The organism is Herbaspirillum sp. WGmk3 (genome assembly GCF_023952535.1).
GTDB classification, from domain to species: Bacteria; Pseudomonadota; Gammaproteobacteria; order Burkholderiales; family Burkholderiaceae_D; genus Herbaspirillum; species Herbaspirillum huttiense.
Window position 1 is genome coordinate 1089647 of the sequence record NZ_JAKYWT010000001.1, and the last position, 25428, is coordinate 1115074.

A 25428-nucleotide genomic window follows, 5' to 3' on the forward strand; every position below is an offset into this window, starting at 1 on the left:
CACACGCATGAGCCTTTATCTGAACGCCCTCGGCATGGTCTGTCCGCTCGGCAGCACGCATGGGGCCATCCGCGCGCGCCTGTTGGCCGGCCACAGCGGCCTGCACGCCGATGCGCGCTACCGCGACGCCCAAGGTGCGCCGCTGGCCCTGGGCGCGGTGACCGATGACACGCTCTTTCCCGCAGGCGACCACCTGCCGCTGCGCGAGCGCAGCCGCAACAACCGCCTGGCGCTGGCCGCGCTGGACCGCATCCGTCCCCAGGTCGATGCCGCCATCGCCCGTTACGGTGCAGAACGCATCGGCATCGTGCTGGGCACCAGCACCTCCGGCATCGCCGAGGGCGAAGCCGCCTTTGCAGCGCGTGCCGCCAGCGGCAGCTTCCCGCCCGGCTACCACTACGGCCAGCAGGAGCTGGGGTCGCCGGCCGCCGCGCTGCAACTGACGCTGGGCACGAGCGGCCCGGCCTACGTGCAATCGAGCGCCTGCGCTTCCAGCGGCAAGGCCATCGCCAGCGCCGCGCGCCTGCTCAACATGGGCCTGTGCGATGCCGTCCTCTGCGGCGGGGTCGATACCTTGTGCGAATTCACCATCTCCGGCTTCACGGCGCTGGAATCGGTAAGCAGCGAACGCTGCAATCCGCTCTCGCTGCATCGGTGCGGCATCAACATCGGCGAGGGTGCTGCATTGTTCCTGCTCACGCGCGAACCCGCACCGGTGCGGCTCAGTGGCTGGGGCGAGTCTTCCGATGCCTATCACATCTCGGCCCCCGACCCCGAAGGCCGGGGCGCACAACTGGCCATCGGCCAGGCCCTGCACCGCGCCGGACTCAATGCCGCGCAGATCGATTACATCAACCTGCACGGGACGGCCACGGCGCAGAACGATGCGATGGAGTCACGGGTGGTGCAGGCACTGTTCGGGCTCAAGGTGCCGGTGAGTTCGACCAAGCCCTTCACCGGCCATACCCTAGGTGCGGCCAGCGCCATAGAAGCCGGCTTGTGCTGGCTGCTGATGCAGGATGACAACCCGCAGGGCCTGCTGCCGCCCCACCTGTGGGATGGCGTTGCCGATCCGGCGCTGCCGCCGTTGGCTCCGGTCGTGGTCGGCCAGCGCCTCGGCAGGCCACTGCAGCACGTACTCTCCAATTCATTCGCCTTTGGCGGCAGCAATGTCGCGCTGGTCTTTTCGCGCGAGGAAAACGCATGAGCTCGCTCCCGCACAGCATCCCGCCGGTAGAGCAGTTGTTGCCGCACGCCGCGCCGATGATTCTCATCGACCGCGTGGTCGCAGTGAGTGAAGACCGGCTGCAGGCCGAGCTGGAGATCCGTCCCGAGAGCCTGTTCCACAACGGCACTGGCGTAGGCGCCTGGGTCGGCATCGAATACATGGCCCAGAGCATCGCAGCCTGGGCTGGTTACCAGGAACGGATCAAGGGCGGCCAGGCCAAGATCGGTTTCCTGCTGGGGGCACGCCGCTATGGTTGCAGCGTGCCGGAGTTCGCCACCGGCATGCGGCTGGGCGTGTCGGTGCAGTTGCTGCTGCAGGCCGAGAACGGACTGGGTTCCTTCGAGTGCCGCCTCATCGACCTGGCGACCCAACAAGAACTGGCGCAAGCCACCGTGTCGGTATTCCAGCCGCACGATGCAACACACTATCTTCAAGAAGGCATGGCATGACCACATCGGGAGCACACAGCATTTTCGTTACCGGCTCAAGCCGGGGCATCGGCCGCGCCATTGCGCTGCGCCTGGCACGCGAGGGATATGACATCGTCCTGCATTGCCACGCCCGGCGCGACGCTGCCGACCAGGTCGCCGCCGAGATCACCGCGCTGGGCCGCCAGACCCGCGTGCTGCAATTCGACGTGGCCCATCGTGAGCAGGCCGCGCAAGCCCTGCTGGCCGATGTGGAACAGCACGGCTGCTACTACGGCGTGGTCTGCAATGCCGGCATCACCCGCGACAACGCCTTCCCCGCCATGCCCGGCGAAGACTGGGACAGCGTGCTGCGCACCAACCTCGATGGCTTCTACAACGTCCTCAATCCGTTGGTCATGCCCATGGTGCGGCGGCGCGCGGCCGGCCGCATCGTGACCCTGGCCTCGGTATCGGGCCTGATCGGCAATCGCGGCCAGGTCAACTACAGCGCCGCCAAGGCTGGTGTCATCGGTGCCACCAAGGCACTGGCGCTGGAGCTGGCCAAGCGCGATATCACCGTCAATTGCGTCGCGCCCGGCCTGATCGATACCGACATGACCGAAGACGCCCCCGTCGACGAGATCCTCAAGCTGATCCCCGCCCGCCGCGCCGGCAAACCCGAGGAAGTGGCGGCAGCGGTGGCCTTCCTGATGTCGCCCGATGCAGCCTACATCACCCGCCAGGTGATTTCGGTCAACGGAGGCCTGGCATGACGCGCCCCCGCAACGAGCGCCGGGTGGTAGTCACCGGCATGGCCGGCATCAGCCCCATCGGCACCGACTGGAGCAGCGCGCTGGCGCATTTGCAGACCCTGCGCAATGCCGTGCAGCGCATGCCCGGATGGGATGAATACATCGGCCTGCACACCCGCCTGGGGGCCCCGGCCGTGGAATTCTCGCTGTCCGAACGCTACAACCGCAAGACCACCCGCAGCATGGGCCGGGTCGCCCTGATGGCCACGCGCGCCAGCGAATGGGCTCTGGCCGATGCGGGGCTGCTGGAAGATCCGCTGCTCAAGAGCGGCCAGTTGGGTATCGCCTACGGATCTTCGGCCGGTACGCCCAATGCCATTGCCGACTTCGCCATGATGTTCGCCGAGAAGAACACCCGCGACATCAATGCCAACACCTACCTCAAAATGATGGCGCATACGGCACCGGTGAACATGGGCGTGTTCTTCGGCATCACCGGCCGCATCATCACCACCTCCAGCGCCTGCACCTCGGGCAGCCAGGGCATCGGCTATGCCTATGAAACCATCCGCAGCGCGCGCCAGGTGGCGATGGTGGCCGGCGGTTCGGAAGAGTTGTGCGCCACCGAGGCTGCCGTCTTCGACACCCTCTACGCCACCAGCGTGCGCAACGACACGCCGCTGCTCACCCCCAGCCCCTTCGACCGCGACCGCGACGGCCTGGTGCTGGGCGAAGGGGCAGGCAGCCTGATCCTGGAAGACCTGGAACACGCCCAGGCACGCGGTGCCCGTATTTATGCCGAGATCGTCGGCTTCGGCACCAACAGCGACGGTGCCCACGTCACCAATCCCAATGCGGCCACCATGCAGGCAGCCATCCAGATGGCGCTGGACGACGCCGGCTTGCCGCCCTCGGCCATCGGCTACATCAATGCGCACGGCACCGGTACGCGCCAGGGCGACATGGCCGAAACCCAGGCCACCGCGCGCGTGTTCGGAAACGGTACGCCGATCAGCTCGCTCAAGAGCTACATGGGCCACACCCTCGGGGCCTGCGGAGCGCTGGAAGCCTGGCTGTCCATCGAGATGATGCGCCACGGCTGGTTCGCCCCCACCATCAACCTGCAGCAGCCCGACCCGGAGTGCGGCGACCTGGACTACCTCACCGGCGATGGCCGGGCGCTGCAGTGCGAGTACGTGATGTCGAACAACTTTGCCTTCGGCGGCATCAACACCTCGCTGATCTTCAGGCGCTGGCCCTGACCTCCTCCTGCCCCTCCCTCTGCATCCACTCATGACAAGGAAAACAAGCGATATGAAGACAATTTCCCTCACCCTCGCACTCACCCTGGCGCTGGCCGCCGCCCTGCCGGCCCAGGCGCGCGATACCAAGCACCTGCTGCCGCTGGACAGTACCGCCGACATGAAGGACAAGGAAGGAATCCTGGATGGCACGGTCAAGTTCTACTTTGCCGGCCAGGCGCACCCGGCAGTGCTGGAGAAGATCGCCACCGACGTCACCAACCAGAAGACCAATGCCGTCGGCAAGAGTGATGAAGAGGCCTGCAAGTGGGTCTTCCTCTCGGCGCTGGTACAGCTGCACAAGAAGGCCCGCGAGCTGGGCGGCAATGGCGTGGTCAACATCGTGAGCTATTACAAGAAGAATGAAATGGCCAGCGCCACCCAGTTCGAATGCCACGCCGGTGCCACCATGGCCGGTGTCGCCCTCAAGGGTGACATCGTCAAGCTGGGCCAGTAAGCCGCCATGCCATCCACCGTGGCCTGGGTCGTGGATGGCCGCGCCTTCGTCGGCGCGGACGCGTGCCCGGCCACGCTGGGCCGGCTGGCTGCGGTCCTGTCTCCGGATGAGCGCACGCGCCTGCAAGGCTTCCTGCGCCCGCAGCGCGCCTGCGAATTCCTGCTGGCGCGGCTGCTGATGCGGCATGCGCTGATGCAGGCCAGCGGTTGCCGCCTGGACGATATCGAAGTGAGCGAACGGCACGGTGCCGCCCCGCTGGTGCGCATCGCCGGCGCGCCCGCTGATGGCATCACACAGCCAGCGGCCAGCCTCTCGCACAGCCGTGGCTGGATCGCCTGCGGCGTCAGCGTAGGCACGCAGATCGGAGTGGACATCGAAGCACCGGCTCCCGCACGCGACCTGTCTTCACTGGCCGATCTCGCCTTCACGCCGCAAGAATTGTCTGGCCTGGCAGAGCTCAGCGGGGATGAACGGGAAGCCGCCTTCTATCGCCTGTGGTGTGGCAAGGAGGCCGATTACAAATTTCGTCACAATGCCGCCCGGCACGAAGGTCCCGTGGCCGCCGATGCCACGCCGTTTCTGCATCACGAGCAAGGGACGCACTATCACCTGTGCGTATGTACTGCAAGGCCGGCGCGGCAGCATCGTACCCAAGACCTTGCGCTGCAGGCGCTGCTGGAGATGGCGGCTAGCAGTACGGCGCTGGGAGCGTAGCCAGAAGCCAGCAATACAGTGGCAATACACAAGCAAGACCAAAGCAATACAGCAGCAAACCGGAGCAATACACCTTCGCATGGCGCGAGCAATACAGTGGCACTCCGGAGCAACACACAAGACCTACAACCAGCAGACACTTCAAGGGGAAATCATGTCCGCATCACGCACCTGGCTGCTCGCAGCCGGCACACTTCTGTTGACCACCGCCTGCTCCACGCCGGAAGAGCGGATGGCAAAGCTGCAGATCAAGCAGCAGCGGTTGGAGATCAAGGCGCAGCAAGCAGCACAGCGCAACGAGGCCCGCAATGAATTGCGCAACAAGGTTCAGGCAAGCGCAGTGACCGACCAGCGCGGACCGTACGAGAACGTGATCAAGGCCCTGGCCAGCTGCGACGCCAGCTTTGCGGCCACCTTGCGCCAGTTCTCCGGCAGCCTGCCGCCGGCCTTCGTAGTCACGCTCAAGGGCCCGGTAGCCAGCATCGATGTGCCGGACCGTCGCACACCCGGCAGCAACCGCATTGCGGCCGCTGGCAGCGCGCAGGCCTACGGCCAGACCCTGAGCGGCTATTACGATGAGCGCACGGAAAGCAACGGCCAGTTGCAGAAGATGAGCTGGGGCTTCTACAGCCCGGCCGCGCCGGAACAGCTGGCCAAGGTGCTGGGCGCGGCCATCCCCAACTTCAAGCGCACCAGCCGCGAACTGGACGGCAACTACGTGCGCATGGAAATCTTCGATCGCGGCGGCTGGCACCGCACGACGCGCTTCGACTATTACCGCGGCCAGTCCAACGTGCTGGGGGAACGGACCCTGGTCATCGAACCCTCGCGCGACCCCGCCTTCCCCGGCAGCCGCATCGGCTGCTCGGTGCGCGGTGCACAAGTGGCGCAGTTCCAGGATGAGTTGCGGCCTGAGGTGGATTGACGTCTGGCATGGAGATGAACGGGCCGGTTCAAGCCGGCCTCCTCTTCATGTACATCTTGTGGCCGGACCGCAAAAAAGCTAGCGTATGCCCTCATCTATTTGGAGCATGGTCATGCGCTACCGCTTATACGCCAACCCCGTCGGCTTTCTCATCGGCCAGCACGGGAGAAACCCGGAAGTCCGGGCCTTGTTGCAGATCCTGGCGCAGGGCGACCAAGAGGTCATCACGGGTAAAGTCAGCCGCGTTGGAATGGTCGTCGCCAGACTCTATGCCAAACATTGATGCGTAAATGCATCAATGCCTCACCGCCCCACACAAACAAAACTCCCCGCCTCATTCACGGACCCGCTCCCGCGATACTGCGGCCAGGCCGGATAACGGCACAGCGGCCGGCTGCGGCCCGGTACCACGGTGGTATCCACCACGATCTGATCCACCGGGGCCTTCCCCTGCTCCACCCATTGCTCCAGCGCAGTCAGTGAATCCCAGGACGCATTGAAAGCCGTACCAAACACGTGCCCATAGCCGGGGATCTCGTAATAACGCACGAAGCCCTCAAGCTGCTGTTCCCCCATCGCCTTCTGCAAGCGCCCCAGATACTGCCGCGTGGCCTGCGTGCTGACCAGCGCATCGGCCGTGCCATGCGCGATCAGGATCTTGCCGCCCTTGTTGCGGAAGGCCGAGAGATCAGTCTGATTCACATCCTGCAAGCCGTTCAATGCCACCACCCGCGCCTGATATCCGCCCGGCCGCAGCGGATCCAGCGCCAGCGGATTGAAGTTCACATCGCGCGTAACGAAGTAGCGCACCCACTGATCCCAGAAGGTGCTGTGATACGGCGGACTGCCTTTGCTGCTCACGCCCGGCATCGGATTGGCGGGCTGCTCGGTGCCCAGTCCCAGTGTCTGGATGATGGCCTGGAAAGGACTGCCCGTGCCCATGCCCCAATCCGTGCCCCAGATGTTGAATCCCGGATAGCGCGTCTCGCCGCTGGCCAGTGGATAAGGCAACTCCAGCGGCGTGCTGAAGACCTTGAAGGCAGCAATCTGCGCGTCCGACAGGCAACCGTCGCCGCCCTCGCCTCCGCCTTCGCAACGCAAGGGCTTGCCGTTGAGCGAGGCCGTGGCCGGATCGAAACGCGCATTGCAGGCATCAACGTTGCTGATGACGCCATCGGCCACCCCATCAAGACGGTCACACGCCGCCATGGCGGCATCGAACAGGAGCTTGCGCTTGGCCGCATCGGGATAAGCCCCCGGCTGCGCCATGGCCTGCGTCATGCGGCCAAACTGCAGGTTCAGTGCGACGGCATTCCAGGCCGGATACAAGGCAATCACGCCATCCACATCAGACGGCCAGCGACTGGCCATGGCCAGGGCTTCACGTCCGCCCGTGGAGCCGCCGGCGAAATACACCCGTGCAGGCCGCTGTCCATAATGGGCGGTGACGATGGCCAGCGCCGCGTCGCGCGTCTTCTTCAAGGCATCGCCCGCGAAATTGCGCAAGGCTTCGTCGTTGCTGCCAAACGAACCATCGCGCGACGTGGTGGCATTGGCCTGGTGGCCGGAATCGCTGGCGAAGGTGGCATAGCCGCGCCCCAAGGGACCGGGCTGCGTGGCCGCGCCGGCAGGGACGTTGGCGGCCACGTCCGGAATGGTGCCGTCATAGCCGCCGCCACCGAACATCAGGGCCTTTCCATTCCACTGCGCCGGCAGGTCCACCTGGAAGCGGATCGCCGGTGCAGCGGGATCGACCGGGCTGATCTCGCCACTCACCTTGCAGTAAGCACCAACAGCCTTGGCGCCGTCGCCGCTCGCAACCACGCTCTCGATGGCCGTCACGCGTGCGCCGCGCGTGGGCAGGCCGATGGCTGCGGCCGGAAGGGTGAAGGTACGCAAGGCGGTGCAGCTTTGCGGCGTGCTCACCGGCGTGTCGGTGACAGGCTTCTCGGGCGCGCTGCTGCATGCGGCGAGCAGCGCGATGAGGCAAGGACTCAACAAGGCCGGATACAGCATGGGCCTGCGGGTGGTTCGTGGCATGGCGGTCTCCTGATGGTCTCAACGTTGTCTACGTAACGCTTGCACCGCCACACTATACGTCACTCAGGCGCACGCCCCTGCCAGGCATTCTCCAGCAAGGCCCGCAATGCCGTCCGCTCCAGCGGGCGCGGATTGGCATAGGCATTCTGCAGGGCGATGTCGGTGCAGCGATCCAGCTCCTCATGCGGCATGCCCAGCTCGCGCAGGGACAACGGTGCCTGCAGCCGGGCAGCCAATGCATGCACACCTTGCGCGGCATCGTCGGTCCCCAGGGCGCGCGCGATGCGCTGCATGGCTTCCGGTGCCGCCGGTGCGTTGTAGGCCAGCGCGTGCGGCAGGATCACGGTATGCGTCTCGGCATGCGGCAGGTTGTAGCTGCCGCCCAGCGTGTGGCACAGCTTGTGATGCAGTGACATGCCGACATTGCCCAGCACCGTGCCACACAGCCAGGCCCCATACAGACACTGGCTGCGCGCGGCCAGATCAGCGCTGCGCGCCACCAGCTGCGGCAAGCCCTCCGCCAGTGCGCGCAACCCCTCTTCGGCCAGCAGCGACATGATGGGGTTGGCATCCGGCGCATAGAGGCCTTCGGCTGCATGCGCCATGGCATTGATGCCGCTGGTCACCGACAGCTTCAGCGGCAAACCCGCGCTCAGTTCGGGATCGTAGATGACCGTGCGCGGCAGCACGCGCGCATCGCGCCCGGTCTTCTTGAGGCCGGCTTCGGTGATGCCATAGATGGGCGTCATCTCGCTGCCGGCATAGGTGGTCGGGATGGCCAGGATGGGCAGTTCGGATTCCAGTGCGATCGCCTTGCCCAATCCCATGGTGGAACCGCCGCCGATGGCGATGGCGCAGTCCGCACCGAGTTCGCGTGCGACTTCACGGGCATGGCGCGCGGTCTCGATGGGCACGTGCATGACGGCCTGGTCGAATATCCCGGCACAGCGCTCACCGATCAGGGCGGCGACGCGCTCGGCCTCGGCGCGCTGGCCGGGCGTGCACAGCACGAGGGCGCGACGCGCGCCCAGCAGGTCGGTTTCGCGCACCAGGTGCTGCAGGCTGCCGGCACCGAAGATCACACGGGCGGCGGAACTGGTATAGGTAAAACTGTTGTTGGCAGGCAGGGACATGGCAGGATCAGGTGCGCTGAGGATTGAGGATGAAATCATAGTCCAGCGTGTAGAACGGTTGCTCACAGGTGCTGCCATCGGGCGCGCGTCCGGCCTCATGGCGCGGCCAGTCGGCGATGAGCGTGGAGCGCACGCCGAAGACGGCATCGGACTCCAGATACGCGTCCCCGCGGCGGAAGACATGGGTGATCAGCGTCTCATATCCCTCGGCCTGGATGCGGAAATGCAGATGCGCCGGCCGCCAAGGATGACGGCCCAGCGTCTCCAGCATCTTGCCGACCGGTCCGTCATGCGGGATCGGATACGAATTGGCGAGGATGCTGCGGAAGTGGTAGCGTCCCTGCGCATCGGTATGCAGCGTGCCGCGCGCCTGCAACTGGTCGAGGTCGGGATACTGGACGTCATAGAAGCCATCCTCATCGGCTTGCCACACTTCCATCCTGGCATGCGCGACGGGCTGGCCATCGCGCCCGCGCACGCTGCCGCTGACGAAGCAGGGCTGGCCCTTGGCTCCGTTGGAGATATCCGCACCCAGCGGATAGACCGGCGAATTCTCCACGTGGAAGGGACCGAATACGGTCGCCTCGGTGCAGCCGGCGGGCTTGTGATTCTGCTGCGCCATCACCAGCGTCGACAGTCCCAGGGTATCGGACAGGAGGATGAATTCCTGGCGCTTGTCGGAACACAGCTGCCCGGTCTCGGTGAGGAAGCGGATGCCCTCGAACCATTCCTCCTCGGTCAGTTGTACCTCGCGCGCGAAGGCGTGCAGGTGCTGCACCAGGCTGGTCATGATCTGGCGCAGCCGTTCATCGGGCATGCCGGCATGGCGCGCCAGCACGGCCTGGGTGATGGTGTCTTCATTGAGATTGAGCATGGTCTCCTCGTCGCTGTTGTGTGTTGTGCGTGTGTGTTGTGATTGGACTGATTTTTCCGCTGAGCGGTAATATAGGTCTTATCTTTTCGCAGATATATGACGAAAGTGGAAAACTGTTTTCCACTTCGGCCTGCTCCCCCTTCCCGGAAAGCCCGTCCCATGGACCGCTGGAATCAATTCGAACTCTTCGTGCAGGTGGCCGAGCTGGGCAGCCTTTCGCGCGCCGCCGAGGCGCTGGGGATGTCCAATGCTGCCGCCAGCCGCAGCCTGGCCGCGCTGGAAGAGCGCCTGGGCGCGCGCCTGGTGGAACGCAGCACGCGCCGGCTGGGGCTGAGCCAGGCGGGCGAGGCCTTCTATCGCCACTGCAAGGCGGCGCTCACGCAAATGAAGGAAGCCGAAGCCCTGGTCAATGCCAACAGCGTCGCCCCCGGCGGCCTGCTGCGGGTGACTTCCTCGCTGTCCTTCTGCATGAAGCACATCAGCCCGCTGCTGCCGCGCTTTCATCGTCTCTATCCGGACATCACGCTGGAGGTGGTCGCGGCCAACCGCTACGTCGACCTGCTCGACAGCGGCATCGATGTCGCCATCCGCACCCGCGAGTTCGAGCCGGATTCCAATATCGCCGTGCGCCGGCTGGCCGCCACGCGCCGCATCCTGGCGGCTTCGCCCGGCTATCTCGCCGCTCGCGGCGTGCCGCGCGCGCTCGATGACCTGGCCGCGCACGACCTGCTGGTGTACAGCCACTCCAACCATCCCAACCTGCTGCACTTCACCCATCGCGATGGCCGCGAACGGCAGCTCGACATCACTGCCCTGATGCAGTCCAACGATGGCCAGATCATCCGCGCAGCAGCACTGGAAGGCCTGGGCATCCTGATCCAGCCCAACTACATCATCTATGACGACGTCGTCGCCGGCCGCCTGGTGCCAGTGCTGGACGAATGGGACCTGCCGCGCCTGACCATCAACATCGCCTACCAGGGCCGCAAGCATCTGCCGGCCCGGGTGCGCGTCTTCATCGACTTCCTGCTGCAGCATTTCGAGGAAATGGACTATGAGCGCAAGTGGACACGATGAGCAGCGCTGCGCACGATTTTTTCCGTACACCCCACCACCAATACCGATTGGTAAATATTAAATACCGATCAGTATCTTTTATCTTATACTGGTAGTAATCTTGTTGTCGGAGGTGTTGCTGACACCTCGTCACTGTATTGCTGATCGCCTTGCAGACTGTATTGCCAAGGCTCTCAGCGTGTACTGAAGAACACCGCCGACTGTATTGGCGGCATGCAGCGCACTGTATTGCTCGCTGACAAGACTGTGATGCTGCTTCTTGCCCATGAGGAGACCCCCGATGCCCAATGCCACCGTTCGCTCCCTCGATCTGCGCCAAGGTCTGCGCAAGCGGCGCCTGCATCTCACCTGCTGCGCCCTGTTCCTGATGGCGCTGTTCACCCTCTGGCCCGGCCGCGCCGCACACGCTGCACAACCCTGGCGCGAAGCCTTGCCCGCGCAGATCCAGACCGTGGGCAGCGGCACCATGACCTGGCTGGGTTTCCGCATCTATCAGGCCACGCTGTGGGCAGCGCAGAAGCCGCTGGATGAAAGCCAGCCCTTTGCGCTGCAACTCGACTACAAGGTCAAGATCAGCCGCGACAAGCTGGCCTCCACCTCCATTGAAGAGATCCAGCGCATGAGCCCGGCCCCCATCGCCGGCCCGACACTGGCGCGCTGGAAAAGCGAACTGAACCGCGCCTTCGTCGACGTCGCCGACGGCGACGAGCTGGTCGGTGTATACCTGCCCCAGCGCGGCATGCGCCTGTATGACCGCGACAAGATGCTGGCCGAGATCGCCGATCCCGAACTGGCCCGCTCTTTCTTCAACATCTGGCTGGGCCAGCCCAGCCGCGATGAAAGCCTGCGCCGCCGCCTGCTCGGGGAAACGCCTTGAGCACAGCCGCGCAGCCCGCAACGCCCCCCTCCGCGCGCCTGAGCAATGCCGCCTACGGCCTGCTGGGCGCGCCGCTGGCAATGGCCGCGCTGCCGCTGTTCGTGCAGATCCCGGCTTACTACGCCAGCCATGTCGGCGTGGCCCTGGCACCGCTGGGCTGGGTGCTGTTCGCCGCGCGCCTGCTGGACATGCTGCAGGATCCCCTGTTTGGTCACTTGCTGGATCGCTCGGCGCAACGCCAGAAGCGCTGGATGGCGGCTGCCGGGGTAGTGCTTGCAGTTGCCTTCATCTGTCTCTGGAAGCCACCCTCCACGCCGCAGGCGGCCATGGTGTGGCTGGTGGCGATGCTGGTGCTGGCCTATGGCGCGCACAGCATGCTGAGCATCGCCTATCTGTCGTGGGGCTCGCGCCTGCCGGAACAAGGCATGCGCGCCGTCCCTTGGCGTGAAGGTGCGGGGCTGGGCGGCGTGATCCTGGCCAGTGTGGTGCCGGTCGGCATCCTGGCCGCCGATCCGGCGCTGATCGACCAGCGCATTACCTGGTATTGCCTGTTCTTCGGCGCGGTCCTGGGCGTGGCGCTGCTGTTGCTGCTGCGCCAGCCGGCTCCGCCGATGATGGCGCAGGGCGAGCGCTGGGTCGTATCGCTGCGCGGGCTGTGGGCCAACCGGGCGTTTCGTTCGCTGCTGCCGCCCTATCTGCTCAATGCCCTGTCGGCCGCGATCCCGGCTACGCTGGCGCTGTTCTTCATCGAGGATCAATTACAGGAACGCGCGCTGGCCGGCGGCTTTCTTGCAGCCTACTTCGGTGCCGCCGCATTGGGACTGCCGCTCTGGAGCGCGCTGGCACGCCGCTTCGGCACCATCGCCTGCTGGCGTCAGGCCATGCTGCTCTCCATTGCCGGCTTTGTCGGTGCGGTCCTGCTGGGGCCGGGCGACCGCTGGGCGTTTCTGCTGGTGTGCCTGGCCACCGGTGCAGCACTGGGTGCCGACCTGCTGCTGCCCCCCGTCCTGCTGGCGCGGGTGGTCACGCAGCGCGCTTCGGTGGGTGCCGCCTTCGGCATCCTGACCATGCTGGGCAAGCTGGCCCTGGCACTGGCGGGCATCGCCCTGCCACTGCTGTCAGCCCTCGATTACCAACCCGGACAAGGGCCCAGCAGCAGCCTGCCGCTGGTCTACGCGGCCCTGCCTTGCGTGCTGAAGCTGGCGGCGTTCGTGGCGCTGGGGCGCTATGGCCGTCAGCACGCTGCCTGAGCGATTTTCCGTTCGCAGATCATGAAGAAAAAGACCGACACGCACGCCACTCCCGCCTCCACCCTCCGCCTGATCCTGGGCGACCAGTTGAATGCGCAGCATTCCTGGTTCGACCACGCCTATCCTGAGGTGGTCTATCTGCTCATGGAAGTGCGTTCCGAAACCGACTACGTGCTGCATCACGCGCAAAAGATCCTGGCCATCTTCGCGGCCATGCGGGCCTTCGGCGAGCAGTTGCGCGCGGCCGGACACCGGGTACGCTATATCCGTCTGGATGATCCCAGCAACCGCCAGTCGCTGGTAGACAATCTCGATGCCCTGGCCGCGCACTACCAGGCCAGCCGCGTTGAATGGCAGGCACCGGATGAATGGCGCGTCGACCAGGCCCTGCAGCAATGGGGCGACACCTGGGCGCAAGCCCATCAGGGCCAGACCGCCGTGGTCGACAGTGAACACTTCCTCACTGCGCGCAATGAATTGCCGCGCCTCTTTGAAGGCCGCAAGCAATGGCTGATGGAGCATTTCTATCGTCAGATGCGCCGCCGCTTCGAACTGCTGCTCGATGCCGACGGCAAGCCCGAAGGCGGCCAATGGAATTTCGACCACGACAATCGCAAGCGCTGGCCCGGCAATCCGCCCGAGCCCCGGGATTGGCGCCAGCCGCACGACCATGGCGTCCTGTGGGAGATGCTGCAGGCACAAGGTGTGCGCAGCTTCGGCGAGCCCCAGGCCACGCAGCTGCGCTGGCCGCTGGACCGTACCGAAGCCCTGCAGCACCTGGATCACTTCATCACCACCGTGCTGCCGCACTTCGGCGACTATGAAGACGCTATGAGCAGCAAGGCCCGGCGCCTGTTTCACTCGCTGCTGTCCTTCGCGCTCAATGTGAAGATGCTGCATCCGCTGGAAGTGGTGCGCCGCGCCGAGGAGGCCTGGCGGGAAGGCAAAGCGCCGCTGGCGGCGGTGGAAGGTTTCATTCGTCAGATCATCGGCTGGCGTGAATATGTGCGTGGCATCTACTGGTCGCAGATGCCCGGCTATGACGAGCGCAACGCACTGGCGCACCGCCTGCCGCTACCAGCCTGGTTCTGGACCGGACAAACCCGCATGAACTGCCTGCGCCACGCCATCGGCCAGTCGCTGGAGACGGCCCATGCGCATCACATCCAGCGCCTGATGGTGATCGGCAATTTCGCCCTGCTGGCCGGGCTCGATCCCAAGGAACTGCACCATTGGTACCTGGGCATCTACATCGATGCCTTCGAGTGGGTGGAACTGCCCAACACCCTCGGCATGAGCCAGTGGGCCGATGGCGGCATCATCGCCACCAAACCGTATGTCAGCAGCGCCGCCTACATCGGCCGCATGAGCGATTATTGCCAAGGCTGCGCCTACGATCCCAAGCAGAAAACCGGCGCCGACGCCTGCCCCTTCAATGCCCTGTACTGGGATTTCTTCCTGCGCCATCAATCCACCTTCGGCAACAACCCGCGCATGGGCATGGCCTATCAGCAGATCAAAAAAATGCAGCCCGACGATGTCCAGGCCCTGCAACAACGCGCGGCCGACCTGCGCAGCCAGCTCGATACCCTCTGAAACCGCAGCGGCAGGCGCTCCCAGCGCGCGATAATTGCTGCCGCCTGCGGTAAACGCAGGCAAAATACACAAAATCTGACGAACTCACGAAATTCTCTGCATAATGGGCCGTCAAAGGCTTGCCCATGTGCAGCACTGTTGCTTTTCGTCGAAAAACGATTATACCGAATTCAAATTCTATCTAATGAATTTGATTTATTTGTGTAAAATACCGATAATGAATTTATGAAAACCGCAAAGACAACCAGCTCCGAGGTGTGCACCACGCAGGAAGCGGCGCACATCCTGGGCATCTCGGTGTCCTCCGTCCAGCAGTTGGTGGAGGCCGGCATCATTGAGGCCTGGAAGACCAAGGGCGGGCACCGCCGCATTCCGCTGGCGGCAGTGCATGCCTACAAGTCCACACCGGGCTCCTCGTCGTCCGGCGAGACGGCCGAGCACGGACGCAGCAGTCCGGCAGCGCGTCCCGGCAACGGCCGCACCGCCGTACTGGTGATCGAGGACAACCGCCTGCAGCGCGAGCTGTATGCCGGTGCCCTCGGTTCCTGGGGCTTGCCGCTGGATCTGGTGTATTGCGACAACGGTTACAAGGCGCTGCTGGAGATCGCGCGCAGCAAACCCGACGTGGTGCTGGCCGATATCGTGATGGAAGGCATGGATGGCTACGAAGTGGTCAAGACCATCCTCCACGATCCGGAGCTGCAGGATGTGAGCATTGCCATCGTCAGCAGCCTGGATGCGGAAGAGATGGCCATGCGCGGCGGTATTCCGGCCGGGGTGGTGTTCTTCCCCAAACCGGTCAATTTTGATGAATTGCGCGGTTACATGCGGGCCTGCTGTGCCCGCAGGGAGCGCGAGACCCGCTAAGGGATCAACCAGGAAAGGCCAGCAGTGCCATGGATGACCGGAAACACCCCCCTCTCCCCCTCCGGTTCGCGCGCATCGACCTGCGCCTGGCCCTGGGCCTGTTTTCGCTGTTGCTGATCTGCGGTCTCTGGCTGGGGGCGTTCAAGGAACTCAACGCCAGCCGCGAGAACCATCTGCAGGATGCCCGCCGCGATGCCCAGTCGCTGTCGCGGCTGTTCCTCGAACATGCCTACCGCACCATCGAGGCCGCCGACCAGGCCGCGCTCTATCTGCGCTATCGCTATGCCGAGCGCGGCCAGTCGCTGGACCTGGCCACCGAGATCTCCAAAGGCCTGGTGGCACGCAATGTCTACAACCTCTTCACCATCGTCGATGCCAAGGGTGACGTGGTGCTCTCCAGCAAGCCCTTCACTCCGCTGAACCTGGCCGACCGCGAGCACGTACAGGTGCACATGCAGGGTGGCGAGGACAAGCTGTTCATCAGCAAGCCGGTGCTCGGGCGCGTCTCCAAGAAATGGTCGCTGCAGCTGACCCGCCGCATCAACCGTCCTGACGGCGGCTTTGGCGGCGTGATCGTGGTGTCCATCGATCCCCAATATTTCACCAGCCTGTACCACCAGATTGATGTCGGGCACCATGGCGTGATCACCTTGCTCGGTGCCGACGGTGTGGCACGCGTACGCCGCACCGGTGACATGGATTCCATGGGCGAACAGGTCAACGGCAGCAAGGTCCTCGCGGCCATGCTGGCACAAGGCAACGGCGTGATCGAGGCTGCCAGCCGCATCGATGGCCGCGAGCGCATCTACGCCTTCCACAAGCTGCGCGACTATCCGCTCTACGCCTCGGTGGGCATCGATATCGAAGAGCGCCTGGCCCCCTATTACCGTGAACGCAACCGGACCCTGACGCTGGCCTCGCTGATCACCCTGGCCGTGCTGATCTTCAATGCCGCACTGATCTGGTTGGCCGGCTCGCTGGTCAGGAGCCGCCAGGAAGCCATGCAGGCCAGCCACGCCAAGTCGCGCTTCCTGTCCAACATGTCGCATGAATTCCGTACCCCGCTCAACGGCGTGCTGGGCTATTCGGATGCGCTGCGTGAGGAACTGGGCGAGTCGCCGCTGGCGCAATACGCCACCGCCATCAACGACAGCGGCAACCGCCTGCTGGGACTGGTCGAATCCATCCTCGAGGTCACGGCCCTGGAAGACCGCCGCGTGGCCGTGCATCGGGAACCGGAGAACATCCGCGAACTGGTCAGCCAGGCCATCGCCCGCCATTACCAGGCAGCCCAGACCAAGGGCCTGCAGCTGGAATGCCGCATCAGCGACGACGTCCCGCAGATCATCGTATGCGACCAGCGCAAGGTTCTGCGCGTGCTGGAAAACCTGATTGGCAATGCCGTGCGCTATACCGACACCGGGCGCGTGCTGGTCGAAGTTGACCGCAGCAGCGACCAGCTGGCGATCCGCATCAAGGACACCGGCATCGGCATTCCCGCCGGGCAACTCGATACCATCTTCGAGAAGTTCACCCAGGCCGATGACAGTGAGCGCCGCGCCAAGGACGGCGCGGGCCTCGGGCTGACCATCGCGCAACGGCTGGTGACGCTCATGGGGGGCCAACTCATGTTACAGTCCAAACAACATCAAGGATCGACGTTCAGCTTCACATTGCCGCTGCAAGAGCCGAAGTAAATCGGCCGCCAAGCCATGAGAACAGAGGGGATTACCGTGCAACTGGGCCAGTCACTGACCGACTATCACCACATCGACCCGAGCCAACTGCTGGAAGCGGTGGGCGGGGACACCGGCACCGTCGCCTCACTGGCGCGCACCTTCGCCGACAGCGCGCCGGCCATCTTTGCCCGGCTGGAGCAGGCCGCCCGGGATGGCAATGCCGAGCGCAGCCGGCACGAAAGCCATAGCCTCAAAGGCATGAGTGCCATGTTCCAGGCCCAGGCGCTGACGATGCTGCTGCAGCAGACCGAACAGGCCGCCCGCAATGGCCAGACGCCGCGTCCGGAAGAACTGGCGCAATTGCAGGCCAGCTTTGCGCTGGTGCTGGATGAAATCGGGCGCTGCGCGCGCTCCCTTCCCCAGTCCTGACCTGCACGGGCGCATCTTCCCTGCCCGCCCTGCCCATGACGCCATCCACGCCCGCTCCCGGCTCGCCGCCCGCACCGCCGCGCATCCGCAAATCCGCCGTCACGCTCGGTGCCCTGCTGTTGGGGCTGCTGGCAGCGACCGTCATCATTTCCGGCAGCCTGCTGTACCGCGCCAGCCTCAACGACTGGCGCAACGACCTGGCCACGCTGTCCACGGTGCTGGCCGAAAGCACCGCCCAGACCATCTCCTCGGCCCGGCTGGTACTCGACAGCATCCAGTACGACATTGAAGCGGCCAACATCAATGACGACGTCCAGCTGCGCGCGCACGTCAGTACCGCCGAGTTTTCGCAGACCATGCGCGAAAAGATCCGCGGCCTGCCCTTCATCTCGGGCATCGGCATCAGCAATGCCCAGGGCCGCATCATCAGCCTCTCGCGGGTATTCCCGGCGCCGCCGCTGGACCTCACCGACCGCGACTACTTCTTTCATCACAGCCAGAATGGCTCGACCGCAGACTTCCTGAGCGAAACGGTCAATTCGCGCGCGGCCGGGGTGCCGACCTTCTATCTGACCCGCCGCATCAATGATCGCCAGGGCCGCATGCTGGCCATCGTGGTGGTGGCGCTGCCCTGCGCGTTCTTTGAAGATTTCTTCAGTGCGGTGACCAAGGACAAACCCTTTTCCATCCTGCTCGCACGCGAGGACGAGAAACCCCTGATCGCCACCTCCCTGGTGCACGACACCACCGTGCGGCGCGACATCAAGCCGCTGGCCGACCTGCACCTGCCGCGCCCGCCCGGCACCGACGCCAAGCAACCCTACTACTTCATGCAAGCCCACTGGCTGGGCATCCACCGGCCGGTGCGCAATGCGCCGATGTATCTGGAAATCGGTGTGACCGACAAGGTCTATTTCAGCGAATGGCTGGAATCGATGTATCCCTTGATGCTGGTGGCGGCCATCAGTCTGGTCGGCCTCATCGGCGGCTTCGGCGTGGCCCTGCGCCAGGTCCAGCGGCGCGAGCAGGATGCGCAGCTGGCCCTGGAACTGAAGGAAGAAGCGGACCATGCCAACGAGGCCAAGTCGCGTTTCCTGGCCATGGTCAGCCATGAAATCCGCACCCCGATGAACGGCATCCTGGGCCTGTCCGAACTGCTGATGGAATCGGGCCTGTCGAGCAAACAGCAGCACTATGCCGACAGCATCCACAACGCCACCGGCGGACTGGTGCGCATCATCAACGACATCCTCGATTTTTCCAAGATCGAATCCGGCAAGCTCGATCTGGAGGGCGTGGCCTTCCACCCGGCGCGGCTGGTGCGTGAGGTGGCCGAACTGTACCGGCCCTCGATCCACAACAAGGACGTGCAGCTGGACGTGCGCATCGATTGCGAAGACGCGCTCTGTCTGGTCGGCGACCCCTCGCGCCTGAAGCAGGTGCTGGGCAACCTGCTGAGCAATGCCATCAAATTCACCCAGGCCGGCTATGTGCGGCTGAGCATGTCGGCGCAACGTGAAGAAGAAAGTCCGGAGCGCTGGCGGCTCTTCTTCGCCATCGCCGACAGCGGCATCGGCATTGCCCCGGAAGCGCTGGCCCAGCTGTTCCAGCCCTTCACCCAGGCCGACACCTCGATTTCGCGCCGCTTCGGCGGCACCGGGCTGGGCCTGGCCATCAGCAAGAATCTGGTGGAACTGATGGGCGGCAAGATCGCCTGCCAGAGCGTGCCGGGCCAGTCCACCAAATTCAGTTTCGACATCCTCTGCCCGGAAGGGGTGGCTGCAGCCCGCCCGGACGCGGCCCCGGAGACGGTAATGAAGAATAAGGCTTCACTTGCCCCGGAAGCCCCCGCCAGCGCAGCCTCCTTCCCGCCAGCGCCTCCCGCGCAGCTGCCCCCGCTGTCGGCGCTGACGCCGCCGCCTGCGCCTGCAGGTGCAGCTTCGCCCCTTACCGGGGCGCGCATCCTCGTGGCCGAAGATACCGAAATCAACCGCCAGTTGCTGCGCATCCTGCTGGCGCGCCGCGGCTGCATCCTGGAAGAGGTGGAAAACGGCCAGATGGCCCTGGATGCCCTCCGCAGTGCCAGCTATGACCTGGTGCTGATGGATTGCATGATGCCCATCATGGACGGCTACCAGGCCACCGCCGAAATCCGCGCCTTTGAACAGGCCAACGGCCGCCCGCGCACGCCCATCATCGCCCTGACCGCCAGCGCCATCGAAGGCGACCGCCAGCGCTGCCTCGACGCCGGCATGGACGACTACCTCAGCAAACCCTTCACCCAGGTCGGGCTGATGAATGCCGTCGAAAAGTGGCTGCAGAAAGCATGAAAACGCCAAATTTCCTCAGGATTCAGGAAAATCCTTAAGGAAATAAAACAACTGCTTAAATTGTTTTATTTGATTTATTTGTTTGGCCGTCCTATGATGGTTCCTGAGCGCACATCACTATTCCAAATCCAGCGCCTTGATCAGGAGTGTCATCATGAAATGGTTCTACGATCTGAAGATCGCCCACAAGCTCAACGCCGGTTTCCTGGTGGTGTTGGTGTTCATTGTGGGTCTGGGGGGCTTCTCGCTGATCCAGCTTGAGCAAGTCAACAAGAGTTCTGCCGAGCTGGCGCGTGACTGGTTGCCGAGCATCGACAGCCTGTCCAAGATCAGCCTGGCGCTGGCCCGTTCGCGCAGCTTCGACATGCAGCAGGTGCTGACCGACGACAAGAAGGAAGAACAGGCTGCGCGCGAACGTGGCAACAAGCAGATGGCGCTGCTCGAAAAGGAAATGGCGCGCTATGCCACTCTGGTCTCGGATCCGCGCGAAAAGGAGCTGCAACCCGAAATCGTACGCAACATCGCCGCCTACAAGGCCGCCCACGAGCGCATGGAAAAGCTGTTCATTGATGGCCAGAAGCAGGCAGCCTATACGGTCCTCACTGCCGACTCCACGCCCGTCTATCGCAAGCTGCAGGACATGATCAATGAACTGACCGAGGTCAACGCCAAAGGCGCTGCGGCCTCGGAACTGGCAGCGGGCAAGGTGTACGAGCAAGCGCGCATGGCCATCTTCGTACTGATCACCATCTGTGTCTTGCTGGCCCTGACCTTGTCCTGGTGGATTGCCCGCCTGGTCTCGCGTCCGCTGACCCAGGCCGTCTCGATTGCCCGCCAGGTGGCCGAAGGCGACCTCACCGCCCGCATCCCCGCCGACGGCGGCCGCGACGAAACCGCCCAGTTGATGGCCGCCCTGAAACAGATGAACGACAACCTGCTCAACATCGTGCAGGAAGTCCGTACCGGCACCGACACCATCAGCACCGCCTCGGCCGAAATCGCCACCGGCAACATGGATTTGTCCTCGCGTACCGAACAGCAGGCCGGTGCCCTCGAAGAAACCGCCTCGGCCATGGAAGAACTGACTTCCACCGTGCGCCAGAACTCCGACAATGCCCGCCAGGCCAACCAATTGGCGGTCTCTGCCTCGGAGGTGGCCGAAGCCGGAGGCCAGGTAGTGGGCAAGGTTGTTCACACCATGGATGCCATCAATGAATCGTCGCGCAGAATCGCCGACATCATCGGCGTCATCGACGGGATCGCCTTCCAGACCAACATCCTGGCCCTGAACGCCGCCGTGGAAGCGGCCCGTGCCGGGGAGCAGGGACGCGGTTTCGCGGTGGTCGCCTCGGAAGTGCGGTCGCTGGCCCAGCGCAGCGCTTCGGCCGCCCATGAAATCAAGGCCCTGATCGACGATTCGGTGGCCAAGGTCGATACCGGCACCAAGCTGGTCGGCGAAGCCGGCCAGACCATGAACGAGGTGGTGGCCAGCGTCAAGCGCGTCTCCGACATCGTGGCCGAGATCACCGCCGCCGGGGCCGAGCAGAGCCAGGGCATCGAGCAGATCAACAATGCGGTGGTACAGATGGATGAAAACACCCAGCAGAACGCCGCTCTGGTGGAACAGGCTGCTGCCGCCGCCAAGGCCCTGCAGGAACAGGCGGCGCGCCTGAGCCAGACGGTGGGTGTGTTCCGCCTCGATGCCAGCGACGTTCCGGCCACGGTGCATGCCAAGCCGGCGATGGCCGCCGCCGCGGCGCGCAACATCACTCCGGCCCGTCCGGCAGTAGCCGCACCGCATGCCAGAAGCCTGGGCCAGACGGCACCGGCGGCACGCCCGGCCACACCGGCCAAAAGCCAGCACGACAGCGCCGACAACGGTGACTGGGAACAATTCTGAACCTCGGGGACGACATGGACGCCTTTCAAAAAGAAATCGACGAACGCACCAACCTGACCTCCAGCAACAAGTTTGAACTGCTGCTGTTCCGCCTCGGCAACCCGGAAGGGACCACCGACAAGCCGGGCGAGCTGTATGGCATCAACGTCTTCAAGATCCGCGAGATCGTCCCGATGATGGACATCACCGCCGCCGCCGGCATGCGCTCCCCGATGCTGGGCATGGTCAACATCCGCGGCCAGGTGATGTCGGTGGTGGACCTGCCGGCAGTGGCCGGCTGCAAGCCGGGCCATGGACTGAACATCCTGCTCATCACCGAGTTCGCCCGGCACACCCAGGCTTTCGCGGTGGAATCGGTGGAAGAGATCGTGCGCCTGGACTGGAGCCAGGTCCTGCCGGCCGACTCCAATGCCTCCGGCAACGTGGTCACCAGCATCGCCCGCCTCGACTCGGCCCAGGATGGTGGCCGCCTGGTGCAGGTGCTGGACGTGGAACAGATCCTCAACATGGTCTCGCCGGTCAAGGAACAGATGCAGCCGCCCCCGCCGGGCAGCAACGAACTGAAGATCAAGCCGGGCTCGGTGGTCCTGGCTGCGGACGACTCGCGCATGGCGCGTGCCCTCATCGAGCAGTGCCTCAACGATCTCAAGCTGCCCTACGTGATGATGACCGACGGCCTGCAAGCCTGGAAGAAACTGCAGGAGCTGGCCCGCGAAGCGGAACAGGAACACAAGTCGCTCACCGACAAGGTCGCCATGGTGCTGACCGACCTCGAAATGCCGGAGATGGATGGCTTCACCCTGACCCGCAAGATCAAGGCCTCGGACCTCTACAAACAATTGCCGGTGGTGATCCATTCTTCACTGACCGGTGCCGCCAACGAAGACCATGTGCGTTCGGTGGGCGCCAATGGTTATGTCGCCAAGTTTTCCCCGCCTGAACTGGCAGCAATGCTGCGCAAGGTGCTGCCCCCCTGACGGCACCTACTTGCAGAGCCAGGAACGGCGCTTTTTACAAGCGCACGGCCGACACCCCGTCGGCCGGCAAGACCGGCCCCACGCCACCCTGACGGTGCCGTGGGGCTTTTCTTCATATGGCCGCGGTGCAGCACCCCGCCAATCCGGGCTGGCTTGAGCTATCTCAAATTATTTCGAGGCCAGGCTCCTAGAATCGGCAGTGAACATCCCTCCGGCACGCCCGCGCCCTGCCGGCGATGCGGATGTCTCCGCCCCGACCTGCGTACGGTCGCGCCCTGTATCAGGAGGCTGGCCATGATTCCCACTGCCGATCGTGTCGTTTCCCTCGCCCCGTCTGACGACAGCAACGGACTGGCCCAGCGCATTCCGGCCCTGCTGGCGGAGATGGATGCCGAGCACCGTGAGGTACTTGAGAGCGTGGCCGCGCTGGCGATCGTGCCGCCAGCCGGTTTTGCCAGCGCTTATGCAGCCCTGGTGGCGCAGATCGAGGCAGGATTCCGGGAAGAAGAAAAGATGATGGATGAGATGGGCTACAGCGATCTGCGCGCCCATCGCCGCGACCATGCGGAACTGCTGGCGCTGCTGCACCGGCTGCGGCCTTATCTGGACGATGGCAACGCGCCGCTGGCCGATATCGTCATGGGCATGATCCCGGCCATGCTGGTACGCCATATGGCGGGGATGGATCAGGCACTGGCGCTGGCCTTGCGCGTGCGAGCCACTGCAGCAGGGCCATGCTGAACTGAGCACGGCCCGGCACGGATCAGGCCGGAAAATTCACCCTGTGGCGCTCAGGCATTCAAGGGGGTCGACGCAAGGTCCGTGCGGTCGCTGCGAATGCTCTCCGGCCCGGTACCGTAATCGGCCAGCGTGGCCCGGTAGAAATCAATGAACTCGTTTGCCGGCAAGGGCTTGGCGAACAGCCAGCCCTGGGCGAAGTCGACCCCGTGCTGGCCCAGATAGGCGGCCTGCTCCAGGGTTTCCACGCCTTCGGCGACGATGAACAGATTCAGGCTCTTGGCCATGGCGATGATGTGATCGATCACGGCGCTGGTGGCTGCGCCCGTGCCGATGGTGCTGACGAAGGACTTGTCGATCTTGAGCGCGTCCATGGGCAGGCCCTGCAGGTATTGCAGGTTGGAATAGCCGGTCCCGAAGTCATCGAGCGCCATCGAATGCCCCAGTTCGCGCGCCCGCGCCAGCGTCACGCGGGCCGAGGCAATGTCCATGCAGCCGCGTTCGGTGGCTTCCATCCACAACTGCTCGGTGCGGATATCGGTTCCGGCAAGCGTCTGGCTGACCACGTCGATGATGCGGCCGGTCTTGATATCGTGGGCAGCGACGTTGACCGCCACGTGCAGGGCCCGGTCGGCGCGCAGGGTATCGCCCAGTTCTTGCACCACGGCCGCGATGACCTGATCGGTCATGGGCAGGATCAGTCCGCTCTCCTCGGCCAGCGGCACGAACAGGTCGGGCCGCACGATGCTGCCATCCGGCCGTCGCCAGCGGATCAGTGCCTCGGCACCGATGCAGCGGCCGCTGGCCAGCTCGATGATGGGCTGGTAGTAGACAATGAATTCCTTCTTGCGCACCGCCAGCTGCAAATCCGCCAGCGGCGACAGGCGCGCCTGCGATACCCGCAGCACCAGCATCACCAGTCCCAGCGCGAGCAGCACGCCCACCGGCAGGAACCAGCGCTGCTCGCTGGTCATGGTCTCCACCACATGCTGGCCGTCAATGATGGCGGCGGCGGTCCAGCCGTCGCGGCTGATGGTGGAGACAAAGAACCCATCGAAATCCTGATTGCCCACGCCGCGCAAGGCTCGACCGGCCATGCCGCTGGCGATGGGCATGCCGTATTGCGCGACCAGCCCGAAACCGTTGCGTGCCAGCACCACGTGCACGCCATCTTCCAGCACCACGTCGACGAAGCGTTCGCGATGCACAAGTGCTGCATGGGCACCGTACTGGATGGACATCATGCTGGGACCATCGGTGACGTAGGAAGCCTGCTCCAGCGCCACACCGACGCCGTCAGCCGTGGCAAACACCGCCTCCGGCTGCGGACGGCGCAGCGCCTGCGCGCGGCGATCCCAGGAGGTACACTTGAGCTGGCCGTATTCGTAGTAGCCCATTTCCTCGATGGCACCGGAACTGACGGCGATCAGGCGCATCTGCGCGATGTGCTCATCCGAGCAGGGAAACAGCAGCAGCGGCGACATCGACTTCAGCGCCCGCTGGGTATTCTGGAAAGTGGCCTCGGCGCGATCCACGACCGACTCGGCATAGCGCGTCAGGCGCTCGTGCTCGGCATCGATCACCGCCTGGCGCGACAGCCACAGCATGCCGATCACCGGCACAGTGGCCGCCACGATGGTGGCAATGACGGTCAGGACCACCACCTTGTTCTTGTTGTTCACATCACCCCCTTGTGCTGCCGCTTGCTTCGCGGCCCGTTTGCCCCGGAATTTCTGTCTGATGCTCATCATTAGATCGCGATTAACCGATTAAATCAATTTAATCATTTTATAAATGAGTGAATCGTCTTTGCATGGCTTGGGGAAAGTCCGTGAACCACGCCTGAATAAACTACGATTACCCTTATAAATCAA

At 64.3% G+C, this 25428-nt stretch carries 23 protein-coding genes; 19 read left to right on the plus strand and 4 right to left on the minus strand.

Annotated elements, in window-relative coordinates; translation table 11 throughout:
- Positions 1 to 7 precede the first annotated feature (7 nt).
- The 8 genes from MKD49_RS04790 to MKD49_RS04825 all read left to right on the plus strand — a co-directional run bounded on the left by MKD49_RS04790 (position 8) and on the right by MKD49_RS04825 (position 6070).
- Positions 8 to 1207, plus strand: a complete 1200-nt coding sequence (locus tag MKD49_RS04790; protein ID WP_252695601.1) for a beta-ketoacyl-[acyl-carrier-protein] synthase family protein — start codon at positions 8 to 10, stop codon at positions 1205 to 1207.
- Positions 1204 to 1677 (plus strand): hotdog family protein, encoded by a 474-nt coding sequence (locus MKD49_RS04795; RefSeq protein WP_252695602.1) that lies wholly within the window; start codon positions 1204 to 1206, stop codon positions 1675 to 1677. The genes MKD49_RS04790 and MKD49_RS04795 overlap by 4 nt, the downstream gene beginning before the upstream one ends.
- Positions 1674 to 2411, plus strand: a complete 738-nt coding sequence (gene fabG / locus MKD49_RS04800) for a 3-oxoacyl-ACP reductase FabG (RefSeq protein WP_252695603.1) — start codon at positions 1674 to 1676, stop codon at positions 2409 to 2411. The genes MKD49_RS04795 and fabG overlap by 4 nt, the downstream gene beginning before the upstream one ends.
- A complete protein-coding gene (locus MKD49_RS04805) occupies positions 2408 to 3652 on the plus strand; it encodes a beta-ketoacyl-ACP synthase (RefSeq protein ID WP_252695604.1) in 1245 nt (414 codons plus the stop codon). Before fabG ends, MKD49_RS04805 begins: the two co-directional genes overlap by 4 nt.
- Positions 3653 to 3704: 52 nt before the next feature.
- Positions 3705 to 4148 carry an excinuclease ATPase subunit gene (locus MKD49_RS04810; RefSeq protein WP_121043578.1) on the plus strand — a complete coding sequence of 148 codons (444 nt, stop codon included), beginning with the start codon at positions 3705 to 3707 and terminating at the stop codon, positions 4146 to 4148.
- A 6-nt stretch (positions 4149 to 4154) separates the two neighbouring features.
- A complete protein-coding gene (locus MKD49_RS04815; RefSeq protein WP_121043581.1) occupies positions 4155 to 4862 on the plus strand; it encodes a 4'-phosphopantetheinyl transferase superfamily protein in 708 nt (235 codons plus the stop codon).
- Between the two features lie 154 nt (positions 4863 to 5016).
- Complete coding sequence (locus MKD49_RS04820) at positions 5017 to 5787, plus strand: hypothetical protein (RefSeq protein ID WP_121043584.1); 771 nt, start codon at positions 5017 to 5019, stop codon at positions 5785 to 5787.
- Between the two features lie 112 nt (positions 5788 to 5899).
- Positions 5900 to 6070: a hypothetical protein gene (locus tag MKD49_RS04825; RefSeq protein ID WP_252695605.1), complete on the plus strand. Its 171-nt coding sequence runs from the start codon at positions 5900 to 5902 to the stop codon at positions 6068 to 6070.
- Positions 6071 to 6090: 20 nt separating this feature from the next.
- Here the strand turns inward: MKD49_RS04825 and MKD49_RS04830 are convergent, their stop codons facing one another.
- Genes MKD49_RS04830 through MKD49_RS04840 form a run of 3 tightly spaced genes read right to left on the minus strand, consistent with a single transcriptional unit; the run spans position 6091 to position 9834 of the window.
- On the minus strand, positions 6091 to 7827 hold the full coding sequence (locus MKD49_RS04830) for a tannase/feruloyl esterase family alpha/beta hydrolase (protein ID WP_252695606.1): 1737 nt from the start codon (positions 7825 to 7827) through the stop codon (positions 6091 to 6093).
- 59 nt (positions 7828 to 7886) lie between these two features.
- Positions 7887 to 8960, minus strand: a complete 1074-nt coding sequence (locus tag MKD49_RS04835; protein ID WP_204725929.1) for a maleylacetate reductase — start codon at positions 8958 to 8960, stop codon at positions 7887 to 7889.
- A gap of 7 nt (positions 8961 to 8967) precedes the next feature.
- Positions 8968 to 9834: an intradiol ring-cleavage dioxygenase gene (locus tag MKD49_RS04840; RefSeq protein WP_121043593.1), complete on the minus strand. Its 867-nt coding sequence runs from the start codon at positions 9832 to 9834 to the stop codon at positions 8968 to 8970.
- 159 nt (positions 9835 to 9993) lie between these two features.
- Here MKD49_RS04840 and MKD49_RS04845 point away from each other — a divergent pair, with 159 nt between their 5' ends.
- From MKD49_RS04845 to MKD49_RS04895, 11 genes are all read left to right on the plus strand, one after another.
- Positions 9994 to 10911, plus strand: coding sequence for a LysR family transcriptional regulator (locus tag MKD49_RS04845; protein WP_252695607.1), 918 nt, complete (start codon positions 9994 to 9996; stop codon positions 10909 to 10911).
- Between the two features lie 280 nt (positions 10912 to 11191).
- The gene (locus tag MKD49_RS04850) at positions 11192 to 11788 is read left to right on the plus strand and encodes a chalcone isomerase family protein (RefSeq protein ID WP_371925434.1); all 597 of its coding nucleotides are present in this window, start codon (positions 11192 to 11194) and stop codon (positions 11786 to 11788) included.
- Positions 11785 to 13038, plus strand: a complete 1254-nt coding sequence (locus MKD49_RS04855) for an MFS transporter (protein WP_252695608.1) — start codon at positions 11785 to 11787, stop codon at positions 13036 to 13038. The genes MKD49_RS04850 and MKD49_RS04855 overlap by 4 nt, the downstream gene beginning before the upstream one ends.
- A gap of 21 nt (positions 13039 to 13059) precedes the next feature.
- The gene (locus tag MKD49_RS04860) at positions 13060 to 14634 is read left to right on the plus strand and encodes a cryptochrome/photolyase family protein (RefSeq protein ID WP_252695609.1); all 1575 of its coding nucleotides are present in this window, start codon (positions 13060 to 13062) and stop codon (positions 14632 to 14634) included.
- Positions 14635 to 14859: 225 nt separating this feature from the next.
- Positions 14860 to 15501, plus strand: a complete 642-nt coding sequence (locus MKD49_RS04865) for a response regulator (RefSeq protein ID WP_134136643.1) — start codon at positions 14860 to 14862, stop codon at positions 15499 to 15501.
- 29 nt (positions 15502 to 15530) lie between these two features.
- A complete protein-coding gene (locus MKD49_RS04870) occupies positions 15531 to 17198 on the plus strand; it encodes a hybrid sensor histidine kinase/response regulator (protein WP_252695610.1) in 1668 nt (555 codons plus the stop codon).
- 36 nt (positions 17199 to 17234) lie between these two features.
- Positions 17235 to 17609 (plus strand): Hpt domain-containing protein, encoded by a 375-nt coding sequence (locus MKD49_RS04875; RefSeq protein WP_252695611.1) that lies wholly within the window; start codon positions 17235 to 17237, stop codon positions 17607 to 17609.
- 35 nt (positions 17610 to 17644) lie between these two features.
- On the plus strand, positions 17645 to 19939 hold the full coding sequence (locus MKD49_RS04880; RefSeq protein ID WP_252695612.1) for a response regulator: 2295 nt from the start codon (positions 17645 to 17647) through the stop codon (positions 19937 to 19939).
- A gap of 154 nt (positions 19940 to 20093) precedes the next feature.
- The gene (locus tag MKD49_RS04885; RefSeq protein WP_252695613.1) at positions 20094 to 21839 is read left to right on the plus strand and encodes a methyl-accepting chemotaxis protein; all 1746 of its coding nucleotides are present in this window, start codon (positions 20094 to 20096) and stop codon (positions 21837 to 21839) included.
- Between the two features lie 14 nt (positions 21840 to 21853).
- Positions 21854 to 22816 carry a chemotaxis protein gene (locus MKD49_RS04890; RefSeq protein ID WP_252695614.1) on the plus strand — a complete coding sequence of 321 codons (963 nt, stop codon included), beginning with the start codon at positions 21854 to 21856 and terminating at the stop codon, positions 22814 to 22816.
- 294 nt (positions 22817 to 23110) lie between these two features.
- A complete protein-coding gene (locus MKD49_RS04895; RefSeq protein WP_252695615.1) occupies positions 23111 to 23557 on the plus strand; it encodes a bacteriohemerythrin in 447 nt (148 codons plus the stop codon).
- 50 nt (positions 23558 to 23607) lie between these two features.
- On the opposite strand, the gene MKD49_RS04900 is transcribed toward MKD49_RS04895, so the two are convergent.
- The gene (locus tag MKD49_RS04900; protein WP_252695616.1) at positions 23608 to 25236 is read right to left on the minus strand and encodes an EAL domain-containing protein; all 1629 of its coding nucleotides are present in this window, start codon (positions 25234 to 25236) and stop codon (positions 23608 to 23610) included.
- Positions 25237 to 25428: the final 192 nt, after the last annotated feature.

Coding starts and splice junctions, on each gene's coding strand:
- MKD49_RS04790 (WP_252695601.1), top strand. CDS start 8: ATGAGCCTTTATCTGAACGCCCTCGGCATGGTCTGTCCGCTCGGCAGC.
- MKD49_RS04825 (WP_252695605.1), top strand. CDS start 5,900: ATGCGCTACCGCTTATACGCCAACCCCGTCGGCTTTCTCATCGGCCAG.
- MKD49_RS04885 (WP_252695613.1), top strand. CDS start 20,094: ATGAAATGGTTCTACGATCTGAAGATCGCCCACAAGCTCAACGCCGGT.
- MKD49_RS04840 (WP_121043593.1), bottom strand. CDS start 9,834: ATGCTCAATCTCAATGAAGACACCATCACCCAGGCCGTGCTGGCGCGC.
- MKD49_RS04880 (WP_252695612.1), top strand. CDS start 17,645: ATGACGCCATCCACGCCCGCTCCCGGCTCGCCGCCCGCACCGCCGCGC.
- MKD49_RS04865 (WP_134136643.1), top strand. CDS start 14,860: ATGAAAACCGCAAAGACAACCAGCTCCGAGGTGTGCACCACGCAGGAA.
- MKD49_RS04895 (WP_252695615.1), top strand. CDS start 23,111: ATGATTCCCACTGCCGATCGTGTCGTTTCCCTCGCCCCGTCTGACGAC.
- MKD49_RS04890 (WP_252695614.1), top strand. CDS start 21,854: ATGGACGCCTTTCAAAAAGAAATCGACGAACGCACCAACCTGACCTCC.
- MKD49_RS04845 (WP_252695607.1), top strand. CDS start 9,994: ATGGACCGCTGGAATCAATTCGAACTCTTCGTGCAGGTGGCCGAGCTG.
- MKD49_RS04870 (WP_252695610.1), top strand. CDS start 15,531: ATGGATGACCGGAAACACCCCCCTCTCCCCCTCCGGTTCGCGCGCATC.
- fabG (WP_252695603.1), top strand. CDS start 1,674: ATGACCACATCGGGAGCACACAGCATTTTCGTTACCGGCTCAAGCCGG.
- MKD49_RS04850 (WP_371925434.1), top strand. CDS start 11,192: ATGCCCAATGCCACCGTTCGCTCCCTCGATCTGCGCCAAGGTCTGCGC.
- MKD49_RS04860 (WP_252695609.1), top strand. CDS start 13,060: ATGAAGAAAAAGACCGACACGCACGCCACTCCCGCCTCCACCCTCCGC.
- MKD49_RS04795 (WP_252695602.1), top strand. CDS start 1,204: ATGAGCTCGCTCCCGCACAGCATCCCGCCGGTAGAGCAGTTGTTGCCG.
- MKD49_RS04810 (WP_121043578.1), top strand. CDS start 3,705: ATGAAGACAATTTCCCTCACCCTCGCACTCACCCTGGCGCTGGCCGCC.
- MKD49_RS04830 (WP_252695606.1), bottom strand. CDS start 7,827: ATGCCACGAACCACCCGCAGGCCCATGCTGTATCCGGCCTTGTTGAGT.
- MKD49_RS04805 (WP_252695604.1), top strand. CDS start 2,408: ATGACGCGCCCCCGCAACGAGCGCCGGGTGGTAGTCACCGGCATGGCC.
- MKD49_RS04835 (WP_204725929.1), bottom strand. CDS start 8,960: ATGTCCCTGCCTGCCAACAACAGTTTTACCTATACCAGTTCCGCCGCC.
- MKD49_RS04820 (WP_121043584.1), top strand. CDS start 5,017: ATGTCCGCATCACGCACCTGGCTGCTCGCAGCCGGCACACTTCTGTTG.
- MKD49_RS04815 (WP_121043581.1), top strand. CDS start 4,155: ATGCCATCCACCGTGGCCTGGGTCGTGGATGGCCGCGCCTTCGTCGGC.